Genomic DNA, 13140 nt, shown 5'->3' with positions numbered 1-13140 from the left:
TTCTTACCTTTTTTAGAATGTTACTTGAATACCTAAAGTGTATGTGCGGACAATCGGGTCACAGTTCCAAACCTTATCGGTACCACCTGTCCAGCCTGTGATATCTACCTCTGGATTATGTCCGCTATATCCTGTAATAGTCGCTACATTGCCGACAGTTCCATATACGCGCAGACGCTCTGCCCATTTTGTATACTTATTCAACGCCAATGTATAACCTAACGTAATCGCATCTATCTTCAAGAACGAGCCATCCTCCAAGAAGTAATCGCAAAGCTGCTTCACGCCGCGAATGTCCTTAAACTTCGGATCGTCAAGCGCCGGTTTCCAAAGATTCCACTGGCCGGCACCACTCTGTCCCTGGATACCCAAGTACATCGGATAAGTATTCAAGACATCGAAACCTATCCAACTACGCATATTAATACCCAAGTCAAAATTCTTATAAGTAAAGGTATTGTTCCATCCCATCATCACCTTGGGCAGATAATTACCGATATATTGTTTGTCGTCTACACTCTTCTGGGAAGCAGGTATAACCTCACCATCCTTATTGTACAAAAGGAAGTCTCCTTTATCGTCGAATCCAGCGAATTTCCACATATGGAACGCACCGATCTCTGCCCCCTCTTCAATACGAGCGGCATCGCCCGGCCATCCCGGTTCATCCATAGCGTTACCATCCATACGTGAATTGTTGCCATACATCGTAAGGATCTTACCCGAGTTATGGCTCATATTCAAGCTGGAAGTCCAAGTGAAGTCCTTATTCTGGATGATGTCACCACCAACCTCGAACTCCCATCCTTTACTCTCCATCTCGCCAATATTCTGCCATTGCTTGCCATTTGGATACGGTGGCTGTGGAACATTCACCTCGTAGATCATACCATCGATCTTACGACGATAGTAATCGAACTTACCATACATACGGTTGCCAAAGAATGAGTAGTCCACACCGATATTCCACTCCTTCTTCTCCTCCCATCCCAAATAAGGATTCACGTTAGAGCTCGGACCATAGACATAAGCCCAGCTTCCACTAGGAAGCATCCAGTATTGGTCGCGGCTCAACGTATTAGCCATATAGGAAGCATCGAAGTCGTTATTACCTGTAACACCATAACCAAAACGAACCTTCAAGTCGCTCACCCAGTCAAACTCCTTCATGAACTCCTCGGCAGATACACGCCAACCTCCGGACAACGCCCAGAAGTTACCCCAACGGTTCTCGGCGGCAAACTTTGATGATCCCTCATGACGGATTGTGGCAGAAACCATATATTTGTCATTGTAAGAGTAGTTGGCACGAGCATACAATGCAAACAGGCGCTCTGTGATATTCTTACCTGATCCCATGGCAGCCTTACCATCTGTCAGATATGAACCCGCACCTAAGTCCCAATATTTCAGTCCCTCAACACCGAAGTCATAGTTCTCAGCATTGAAATTCTCTCCATTCTTCTCGAAATAAGAGTAACCAGCAACGGCATTCAAGCTATGGCCACCCTTGAACTCCTTCAGATATGTGAAGTAACCCTCAGATGTAAGGTGCTCAGTCTTTGAGAACTCAAGTTTAGCCCAACCGCCACGGTTGTTTGTCACCTCATCGCGGTGGTAACGAGAGCGGAACTGGTGGAGCTCCCACTGACGGTTCTCGTAACCCAATGTCTGAGAATAGCTCAATCCCTCAATGGGCTTGATGTTCAACTTCATTGTAACCTCAGGCTTGAACCACTTGTCCAATCCCTCATAGTCGGTCAACATACGGTCGGCTACGATATTATAGTCCAATGTCTCGCCAGTCCACACATTATAGCCTGTCGGGCTTTCCGGGTCAAATGGCGAACGAGTCGGGTTATTATACAACGCCTGCTTGAAGTTTGCCTTCTTATCCTCATCCGATCCATCGGAAGTACGAGCAGTCTGACGATAATCCACGATCGGACGGATCTCTAACCAACCATCGAACAGCTTAAAGTTTGCATTCAAGCGTCCACCATAGTCCTTACGGTTATCCTTAATCGTGATGCCTTCGTTGGTCTCATAGAAGAAAGAGGTGTACACTTGTGCGTTCTCGGTACCTAGCTCCAAAGAGAGGTGATGTTTTTGCGAGAAGTTATCCTTCTGCAAAAGAGCGTCCCACCAATCAGCGTTCTGCCCGTAATCAGTGATATTCACGTCCGTACGATTGCGATATTCATCGGCGGTCATCATATCCGGACGGCCATAGTTTTGTTTCTTCGAAAGCTCAGTACTATAATTCAATTTTACTTTACCATTCGTGTTAGAACCACTCTTCGTTGTGATCAAGATCACACCCGAAGCAGCACGTGTACCATAGATCGCACCAGCGGAAGCATCTTTCAGCACATCGATAGATTTGATATCGTCTTGGTTCAAGGCACGAATATCACCTCCCGGGAAACCATCGACAACGATCAATGGAGCCTTACCAGAGTTGATAGAGGTCAAACCACGCAACTGGATCGTGGTCGTACCATTGGCACTACCATTATTTTGCAAGATCAAACCGCTGATCTTACCTTGCAAAGAGCTGGTGATATCGGCACCACCCACACCCTTCATCATATCGCCGGCAGACAATGAGGTAACGGAGCTGGTCACTTGCTTCTTCTCCATCGTACCGTAACCTACGACCACGACCTCTTCAAGAGCCTGGGAATCTTCCGACAACGTAACATTTATAACACTTTGACTGCCAACCGGGACTTCCTTGGTCGTGTAACCGATATAAGAGATTTCCAAAACAGCGTTTGCGGGCACATCTTGCAACGTAACCGAGCCGTTCATGTCGGTTACGTTACCGATAGTAGTTCCCTTGACCAACACGTTCGCGCCGATCAACTCACCCATTGAATCTGAAACCTTAACCGTAATAGTCTTACCATTTTGCATGACCGATTCAACATTCGGTCCGTAGTTGTGCGAGGGTTCCACAGCCGCCAATCCTTGAAAGGAGGCCATACATAGGAATCCCGTGGTAAGCATCATAACACTTGGTTTGAACAAGCTTAAACACAATTGCTTGCTCTTCTTACTACATTTTTCCATCTTTATTATTAAATGGTTATAATTAATTGAGATTAACAATATTCAAACACCAAAAACCTACTTTCTGCTATCTCTGAGCGCAGTCCCTAATAAAAATGACTAGCTAAAACGTTCGTTTAGACTAGTCGTCCGCAAAGTTAACCATTAATTTAAATTAAGCAACATTCATTTAAATCATTTTTCGATTCTATTAGTAATAAGACTTATAATCAACACATTACATCCAATATTAAAATTGTGTCAAATGCACTATCCCATCCATCAAAATGACTAGTCTAAACCAACGTTTAAACCAGTCATTTTCACATTTATTATACTATTGAGTATGATAAAAACCATACCTTTACTCCCCCAAAGAAAGAATGCAGAAACCATGAAACTACAAATCATCGATACCGGCTACTTCTACGCCGACGGAGGCGCCATGTTCGGGGCCATTCCTAAAAGTGCTTGGAGCCGTCGCTATCCGAGCGACGAGACAAATGGTTGCGTGCTCGCCATGCGTAGCCTTGTCATAAAAACAGATGACGGACGCATCGTCCTAGTAGATAACGGAGCGGGAAATAAACACTTAAAACAACTAAGTTATTACCGCTTCTTCAACTTGGTAGACCTCGGCACGGAATTACGAAACCGAGGAATTCAACCGGAGGAAATCACGGATGTTGTCCTCACCCATCTCCATTTCGATCATTGCGGTTATACCACGCAAAAGGATGAATCTACCGGACATTTATTTCTCTCATTCCCAAACGCGAACCACTGGGTTAGCCGCAAGCAATGGGAGAATTTCCTTCATCCGAACGCCTTGGAGAGAGATTCCTATTTCATCGAGAATATGCAAGCCGTCGCAGACGCTAATTCCTTACGGCTGCTAGATGCCGACACATCGATTTGCCCCACTATAGAGCTACGCCTGTACGATGGGCACACTCCGGGACAAATTGTTCCCTATATCCATACGGAGGACCGGACCTTTGTCTTTGCCGGGGATGTTATCCCCCTTGTAGCCAGCGTATCTCCGGAATGGATCTCGGCTTACGATACGTATCCGATCACGTCATACAACGAGAAACTGCGCATGCTTGCCGAAGCCGCCGAAAAAAGGCAAGCGCTCATCTACTGCCATGACGCTTACATCCGCTGCACAACCGTAAAACGTGTGAATTCTTATTATAAGAAAGACAAGGAAATACCTCTCAAGAAGACGTTTCTTTTCCCTTAGTCCCTAGCCCTTTTCCCTTTAGACCTTAGGTGTTTCTTCCATATTCCTTAGACATTTCTTATAGAAGTATTCATCATCCACCAGCCGTTGCATGATCGTCTACCAACTGTTGGATGATCATGCAACAGCTGGTGGACGATCATGCACCAGTTGATAAATAGTCTATATATATAGACAAAATCCCTAAGGTTATCGCATCAAAAGTGTAAAAGCATTAGATAAAACGGCTAATTCTATTTATCTTTGGGCGGTGATACTGAATCAATTATTGTTTTACATTCTAAACTCTAAACACATGAACAGCCTAAGCAAACTAGCGCTCGTCCTGACATTTTGCACGGGAATGATCGCTTGCTCCGGTGGTAAGGCCGTAAAAGGAGATTACGGAGTAGTGCCTTTGCCACAAGAAGTAACATTGACGAACGGAAATCCTTTCGTCCTAAGTCCATCCACGAAGATATTTTATCCGGAGGGCAATGATAAGATGAAGAAGAACGCCGAGTTCCTCGCTTCTTATATCAAGGAAATCACGGGCTATGAATTAGCAACCGCTACCGGCCAGCCCGGTAAGGGGATCAGCCTCGTTATCGACCAAAGCATCCAGAATCCGGAAGGATATCAACTGACCGTTAGCGATAACGGGATACGGATCGCCGGAAGTACGGATGCCGGCGTATTTTATGGTATCCAGACATTACGTAAATCGATCCCGGCCACGGCCCAAGGGATGAACGTAGAATTACCGGCAGCTACCATCAACGACTATCCCCGTTTTGCCTATAGAGGCATGATGCTGGATGTCAGCCGCCATTTCTTCCCCGTGGATTCGGTAAAGACGTATCTCGATATCCTTGCCTTGCACAACCAAAATACGTTCCACTGGCATCTGTCCGATGACCAAGGTTGGCGTATCGAGATCAAGAAATATCCGGAATTGACACAGATCGGATCTAAACGCAAGGAAACCGTGATCGGCCATAACTCCGGAACATATGACGGAAAAGAATACGGGGGCTTCTATACACAAGACCAGATTCGCGATGTCATCGACTATGCCGCCGAACGCCATATCACGATCATCCCGGAAATCGATATGCCGGGACATCAATTGGCAGCCTTGGCTACTTACCCGGAACTGGGATGCACCGGGGGCCCTTATGACGTATGGGGCCAATGGGGAGTAGCCGACGACGTGATCTGCGCCGGAAACGAGAAATCCATGCAATTCCTAGAAGACGTATTGAGCGAGGTCATCGATCTTTTCCCGTCCGAATATATCCATGTAGGTGGTGATGAGTGCCCGAAGGTACGTTGGGAGAAATGCCCGAAATGCCAAGCTCGCATCAAGGCGGAAGGTATCAAGGGAGATAAGAAGCATTCCGCCGAGGAATATTTGCAAAGCTACGTGATCTCCCGCATGGAGAAATTCGTGGAGAGCAAAGGACGCCATATCATCGGCTGGGACGAGATCCTAGAAGGAGGCTTGGCCCCGAATGCCACGGTAATGAGCTGGAGAGGCATGGATGGAGGTATCGAGGCCGCCAAGCAAAAGCATAACGTAGTCATGACACCGAATACATATGTATATCTGGATTACTATCAATCAGCGGATACGGATCTTGAGCCCGAAGCTATCGGTGGTTACTTGCCGTTAGAGAAAGTATATTCTTTTGAGCCGACAGCCGGTATCTCTCCTGAAGACCAGAAGTACGTGATCGGGGCGCAAGCCAACCTCTGGACGGAATATATCCCGACCTTCTCACAGGTAGAATACATGATCATGCCCCGTATCGACGCCGTAGCCGATATCCAGTGGAGCGATCCGTCCAAGAAAGATTATCAGACGTTCCTGCCCCGTGTGGCCCGCATGACACAACTTTACGATCGCTTGGGATATAATTACGGAAAGCATATCTTCGATATTAACGCCTCCCTGACCACCAATACGGAGAACGGAACACTCGACATAGCCTTGACGAAGTTGGGTGAAGGAGATATCTATTATACGGTAGACGGTAGCGATCCTACGATCGCCAGCATCAAGTATGAAGGCCCGGTACAGATCAACCAAGATTGCGAATTCAAGGCGATCGTTGTCCGTCCGAACGGTACGAGCCGCATCTTCTCAGAAGATATCTTCTTCAATAAAGCGACGATGAAGCCCATCACCTTGAAAGAGCAACCCAGCAAAGGATACGTTTTCAACGGGGCACAGGTATTGGTAGACGGCTTACGTGGAGGTAGTAATTACAAGACCGGCCATTGGCTGGGTTTCCAAGGAAAAGACCTTGACGCCACGATCGATCTAAAGGAACCAACCGAAATCCAGAAGGTATCTTTCAATACGAATGTGGTGAAAGGCGATTGGATCATGGGAGCCTCCGCCGTAACCGTAAAGGTATCCGACGATGGCAAGAATTTCAAGGAAGTAGCTTCCAAGAAAATCCCGGAGCTAACCCAAAACGACAAGGACGGTTTATATCCCCAAGAGATATCCTTCGCCCCGGTAAAGGCCCGCTATGTCGAGGTTATCATCAACAGCAGCAAACTACCAAAATGGCACGGTGGCGCCGGAAGTCCCGCATTCTTGTTCGTAGATGAAATAGAAATCTTATAAGATAATGATACAGCGAGATGGCTGAGAGATACCTGCCATCTCGCTTTCTTATCTTATACTAAATAACAAATATCATGATAAACAAAAACATCTTAATTCTTTCAGCCCTATGCTCCTGTTGCTCACTATGGGCGGACGAGGTTGTCGTGCGACATTATAATTACGCCGGCCCTTACGAGGTGAAGAAACCTTTCCTAGCAGATAGCCTGGATGTAAACAGTAAGAGATTCTCAGACAAGGAACTATTGAACACGACCGTTCCTTTCTGCAACCTTTCCCAAAGCGGACAAACCCTTGGCGCGGCGTCTTCCGGAGAGCTGACCTTGCCAACCTCGGCCTCTTCCTACGCGCTACATTTGGTTTCCTTCTACCTGAATAGTGACCGCTATACAAAAGGTACCTTAAGGATCAATGGCCCTGAGATTTCAGAAGTCTACGTGGATGGACAACCCATAAAACTAACCCAAGGAGAAGCCTCGTTGACCTTGGAGCCGCGACGCTATGAAATCGTAATTAAATATTTATCCGAGAGCCACAAAGAGAATGCCTTAAAAGTCTCATTCAACCCGGAAAAAGACGCGGTGGTAACCGCGACCGTCAATCCGGAGAAACGTTATACATTAAGTGATGTATTTGATGGTAAACGCATCCAATCCGCCAGCCTGTCCCCGAATGGAAAATTCATTATCGTCTCCTATCAAGAAACCTATCCCGGCGGAAAGCAGTCCTCATTTACCCAGATACTAGACAAGGCTACCGGTTCCGTATTGGTTGAGAACGGACAGAGCTTACGCTGGATGCCTAAAAGCAATCTGGCCTATTACACCCGGAAAGGGATGAAAGGCACGGAATTGGTGACCTTAGACCCTACCAGTAAAAAGGAGAACATCCTTTCCAGCCAATTGCCTGAAGGTTCTTTCAGCTTCGGGCCTACCGAAGACTATCTATTATTCTCCATACGGGAGAAAGGACCGCAAGAACGAAAAGAGATCCAAGAGATACTGGTGCCGGATGATCGCCAACCGGGATGGAGAAACCGTATGTTTATCCATAAATATGACCTGCGAACCGGATTGTTCCAACGGCTCACCTATGGACATACTTCTACTTACATCAACGATGTATCTCAAGACGGCCACTATCTGCTATTCAGTCGCAGGGAACCGAATTTAACGGAGCGCCCTTTCTCACGTACATATATATATAAGATGGATCTACGAACCATGCATGTGGATACCCTTATAAAAGGTGAGAAATTCGTAAGCCGTGCCGTTTTCTCCCCAGATGCCACCCAATTACTCGTTGACGCGTCTGGAGAGGCTTTCGATGGTATCGGATTAAAGATCAAAGAAGGACAGACATCGAATACGAGCGACGGGCAATTATTCCTATACAATATAGCAGATAAAAGTATAAAGCCGCTTACGAAAGATTTTGACCCCTCTGTCGATTCCTACGAGTGGAACGCCCTCGATAAACAAATCTATATCACGGCGAAAGATAAGGACCGTGTTCGCATGTATAGTCTAAACCCGTCCAACGGAAAGATTAAGCAACTTCAAGCCAAGGAAGATGTCATCTCCGATTACTCCATCGCCAATCAAGCTTTCGAAATGGTTTATTTCGGATTAAGCGCTTCCAATTCCCAAAGGCTTTATACCTATAACCTGAAAAACGACGCCTCTTCCTGCTTGATCGATCTCTCCAAAGAGATCTTGAGAGACGTCACTTTAGGAGAAGTGCAAGATTGGAATTTCGTTTCCGCCCAAGGGGATACGATTTACGGCCGCTTCTATCTCCCTCCTCATTTTGATGCGACCAAGAAATATCCGATGATCGTGAATTATTACGGAGGAACAACCCCTACGGCCCGGGTGATGGAGAGCCGTTATCCTTCGCATGTATACGCCGGTTTAGGGTACATCGTCTACATCATACAACCCAGTGGAGCGACTGGATTCGGCCAAGAGTTCTCCGCACGCCATGTCAACGCATGGGGTAAACTTACCGCTGACGAGATCATCGAAGGCACGAAAAAGTTCTGTGAGGAGCATCCTTTTGTCAACACGAAGAAAATCGGTTGCATGGGGGCTTCATACGGAGGTTTCATGACTCAATACCTACAAACAAAAACAGATATATTCGCGGCGGCCATGTCTCACGCGGGAATCAGCGACATCACCAGCTATTGGGGAGAAGGTTACTGGGGATATTCATACAGCTCGTTGGCTAGCGCTAACAGTTATCCATGGAATGCCCGGGATATGTACACTTTACAAAGTCCGCTGTTTAACGCAGACAAGATCAATACCCCGATCTTGTTCTTACATGGAACCGCAGACACGAATGTTCCGATTGGAGAGAGCATCCAGATGTTTACCGCATTAAAATTATTGGGTAAGCCTACAGCGTTTGTCCAGGTAGAAGGAGAAAATCACCATATATTGGATTATGACAAACGAATATTGTGGAATAACACGATTTACGCATGGTTCGCTAAGTGGTTGAAAGATCAACCGGAGTGGTGGGACGCATTATATCCTCCGAAAAGCCTATAAAAATCAAAATAGGTCACTCTATTCACATATATCTAAAGAGTATCTTTATTAGATACTCTTTTTTTATTTAAATACATTAGATAGTATTTATGAAACACCTTAGTCTCCGAAGAACTTCATGAGGGTAAGGTACTTTGGTGTTACTTCCTAGCATTGATGCGGGATTGAGTTAAAAATAATTTGCATATTAATACTATATATTAATACTAGAATGTATTAAATTAACATATAACTTAAAATAATCCGTATTGACAAAGTTTCGTGTAAGTTTATTTTTATTGTCAATATGTTTGTTTATTGCAAATATATCTTTATATTTGCCGTACAGCCATTAAAATAAAATGCTTGCTGTAAATAGTACAATTAGACATAACAGATGTTTACATAGGTTGTATGTTCTATAATTTATTAAGATATTTATAATAATTAATAAATATTGAACGGAAAAGTGATTTAGTTCTTCGGAAACTAAGTCAATCGACTAAGTGGCAACAATTGATTACAACGATCTATTTATTAACAAATTAAACAAAAAGTATGTGTCTATGAAAAGGTTGACTTATCTATTACTATGCTTGTTTGCAAGTATAGCGTTCGCAACGGCTCAGACCACGAAGGTGACCGGTACGGTTATCTCGGCGGAAGACGATGGACCTATCATTGGAGCCTCTATCGTAGTAGCTGGTACTACTACCGGTACTGTAACGGATTACAACGGAGCGTTCACCTTGGATGTTCCTTCTAACGCGAAAAAGCTAATCGTTTCCTACATCGGTATGAAATCTGTGGAAGTGGCAGTAAAACCAATCATTAAAGTCACGATGGAGTCCGACTCTCAGAACTTGGATGAAGTCGTGGTTGTCGGTTACGGAACTCAAAGAAAAAAGGATGTGACGAGTGCCATATCTAAAGTAGGAGGTGAAGACTTAAGCAACTTGGCAACAGCGTCTTTCGACTCTCAATTAGCTGGACGTGCCGCTGGTGTACAGGTTACGACTCCTAGTGGCGTATTGGGAAGCGGTCCTCAATTCAAGATCCGTGGTATGAGTACGATCAGTTCTAACTCTCAGCCGTTATTCATCGTAGATGGCATGCCGATCGCCACCGGTGATAACGCCGATGGAAAAACCGGCTTAGGAATGGCTTACGCTTCTTACAACGCGATGTCTGATATTAACCCGAATGACATCGAATCCATTGAAATATTGAAAGACGGTGCGGCTACAGCTATCTATGGCTCCCGTGCGGCAAATGGAGTTGTATTGATCACAACTAAAAAAGGCTCCAAGGGACGTACTCAAGTAACTTACGATGGCTATGTAAGCGCAGCCAGCGCAGCTAAATTGCATGATCTTCTGGGAGCGAAAGATTTCGTGACTATCGCTAACGAGAAATACGAGAACTGGGGAATGAAAGGACAGGCTGTTTACGATCCGAACGGACCGGACACAAACTGGAATGATTATATTTTCCGTACAGGTTTCCAGCACAATCATAGCTTATCCGCCAGTGGTGGTACGGATAAAAGCCAATATTATGTATCATTAGGTTTCACGGAACAAGAAGGTATCATTCGCGCCAATGACTTAAACCGTTTGAGCTTAAAGGCAGATTTGACACAACAAGCGACAAAATGGTTACGCATCGGATTAAATGGCCAGATGACCCGTACCCGGGTTAATGGTGTCATGAATGACGAGAATTCATTGGGTGGCGTAGGTTTCGCCGGCACTCGTATGCTTCCAAACGTATCTGTATTCAATCCGGATGATCCTACTGGTTACAATATCGACGCTGAAAACCGTAAGACATTAGGTCGCGGAAGCAACCTTTCCTATATTGATAATGGCATCCAGAATATCGTTTGGGCATTAGACAATAACGTAAACCGTACGACTAATACCCGCACATTAGGTGGTGGATGGGCTGAGATCACATTCATGGACGGATTGACATTAAAAACACAGGCCGGTCTGGATATCTCGAATGTTAAAGATTTCATGGTATGGAATCCGGAATCAGGAGACGGATACGGCTATGGCGGCTTATTGGAAGAAATCAATACCACATACACGAACTGGAACTGGCAAAACGTAATCAACTTTAACCGTACATTCAATGATGTACATAATCTGACGGCGACAGCGGTACAAGAGTATACCCATCAAGAATATGAATATACGGACGCAACCGTGCAACAAATATCCGATGCTTTCTTCACCGACCATATCATTTCCAACACATTTGGTGAGAGATTCGTATCTGGAGGTAAAACGTTTATGGGATTAGCCTCCTATATGTTCCGTGCGAATTACAACTATGATAGTAAATATTATATCGGAGCCTCTGTCCGCACGGACGGCTTATCCAGCCTTCCGACAGACACTCGCTGGGGTACATTCTGGGGAGGATCAGCCGCTTGGCGTATCTCTCGCGAAAAATTCTGGAGCGAATCAACTATTAATGATTGGTTTAACGACTTACGTATCCGTGCCAGCTACGCTACAATCGGAAACTCTGACCTAGGGAATTATTTCCCTTATCTGGGAACTTACGGGGCGAAGAAAGCAGGATCGAATACAGCTATCGCTTGGAACCGTATGGGTAACAGCCAGCTCAAATGGGAAACAACCGAGACTTTCGATATCGGATTGGATGGCTCTTTCTTTAATAACCGCCTGACATTCGAGCTAGCTTATTGGCAAAAGAACTCCAAAGACTTGGTGTTGGAAGTTCCTACAGCACCTACCGCTGGTATTCCTTACAACTCATATTTTGATAATATCGGTAAGATCAAGAACTCCGGTATGGAATTGACAGTTAACGCTACAATCATCGCTACCAAAGATTGGAACTGGCAAACTAATTTCAACTTCTCCACGGCTAAGAACACGGTGAAGAGCTTATATGGCGGAACAGACATCGTAGACAATTACACAATCATTCGTGAAGGAGAGTCATATAGATCTTTATATGGATATGATTATTACGGCGTAAACGCCGCAAACGGTAATCCGATCTGGAGTAAGGCGGACGGTTCATTAGTGCAATTCGACACATTCGGCTCTTACGACTATGCGGAATATGATCCTTCCAATCCTTCGGATGTCTCCAAGGCTTCTTCCTTGGACGCTAGCGACCGTAAGGTATTAGGTTCATCTATGCCTACTTGGTACGGAGGTTGGAATAATACAGTTTCTTACAAGAATTTCGATTTAAATGTATTCTTCCGCTTCTCCGGAGGTAATAAGATCATGAACGCTTCTCGTCAAAGCGCATTGTTCAATATGGATTTCTCCAACAACGGAACAGAAATCTTAGGCCGCTGGGTTTCTCCAGAGCAACCGGGTGACGGCATGACTCCAAAAATCGGTTATGGAGATGCCTCTTCCTTATTCAATGATGGATATACGGATTCACACTTCGTAGAGAGTGGCAATTACCTAAAACTATCTACGTTAGCTTTAGGCTATACACTACCGAAGGCGGTCGTATCCAAACTGAACATGACAAAGATTCGTTTCTATGTTCAAGGACAGAACTTACTCACTATCACAGGTTATTCCGGATTGGATCCTGAGACAAACTCTCGTTTAGGTGTAGATTGGAACGGTATGCCACAGCAACGTTCATTCACTTTTGGAGCGAACATTACATTCTAATTT

The 13140-nt window shown here is 45.1% G+C and carries 5 protein-coding genes; 4 read left to right on the top strand and 1 reads right to left on the bottom strand.

What is annotated here, in order from left to right:
* Nucleotides 1-12 precede the first annotated feature (12 nt).
* Nucleotides 13-3075 (bottom strand): SusC/RagA family TonB-linked outer membrane protein, encoded by a 3063-nt coding sequence (locus DWY79_RS05080; protein ID WP_005866926.1) that lies wholly within the window; start codon nt 3073-3075, stop codon nt 13-15.
* A 373-nt stretch (nt 3076-3448) separates the two neighbouring features.
* Between DWY79_RS05080 and DWY79_RS05075 the strand changes: the two genes are divergently transcribed.
* The 4 genes from DWY79_RS05075 (at nt 3449) to DWY79_RS05060 (ending at nt 13137) form a co-directional block, all read left to right on the top strand.
* Entirely contained in the window at nt 3449-4300 is an 852-nt protein-coding gene (locus DWY79_RS05075) for an MBL fold metallo-hydrolase (protein WP_008780703.1), read from the top strand.
* A gap of 295 nt (nt 4301-4595) precedes the next feature.
* Entirely contained in the window at nt 4596-6917 is a 2322-nt protein-coding gene (locus DWY79_RS05070) for a glycoside hydrolase family 20 protein (protein ID WP_122297536.1), read from the top strand.
* A 74-nt stretch (nt 6918-6991) separates the two neighbouring features.
* Complete coding sequence (locus DWY79_RS05065; RefSeq protein WP_122368951.1) at nt 6992-9475, top strand: prolyl oligopeptidase family serine peptidase; 2484 nt, start codon at nt 6992-6994, stop codon at nt 9473-9475.
* 545 nt (nt 9476-10020) lie between these two features.
* Complete coding sequence (locus tag DWY79_RS05060; RefSeq protein WP_034527686.1) at nt 10021-13137, top strand: TonB-dependent receptor; 3117 nt, start codon at nt 10021-10023, stop codon at nt 13135-13137.
* Nucleotides 13138-13140 lie beyond the last annotated feature (3 nt).

It is taken from the genome of Parabacteroides sp. AF27-14 (genome assembly GCF_003635425.1).
GTDB classification, from domain to species: Bacteria; Bacteroidota; Bacteroidia; order Bacteroidales; family Tannerellaceae; genus Parabacteroides; species Parabacteroides distasonis.
The sequence above is the reverse complement of the archived record's forward strand: the minus strand, read 5'-3'. Positions and strand labels throughout refer to the sequence as shown.

Coding starts and splice junctions, on each gene's coding strand:
- DWY79_RS05065 (WP_122368951.1), top strand. CDS start 6,992: ATGATAAACAAAAACATCTTAATTCTTTCAGCCCTATGCTCCTGTTGC.
- DWY79_RS05075 (WP_008780703.1), top strand. CDS start 3,449: ATGAAACTACAAATCATCGATACCGGCTACTTCTACGCCGACGGAGGC.
- DWY79_RS05080 (WP_005866926.1), bottom strand. CDS start 3,075: ATGGAAAAATGTAGTAAGAAGAGCAAGCAATTGTGTTTAAGCTTGTTC.
- DWY79_RS05060 (WP_034527686.1), top strand. CDS start 10,021: ATGAAAAGGTTGACTTATCTATTACTATGCTTGTTTGCAAGTATAGCG.
- DWY79_RS05070 (WP_122297536.1), top strand. CDS start 4,596: ATGAACAGCCTAAGCAAACTAGCGCTCGTCCTGACATTTTGCACGGGA.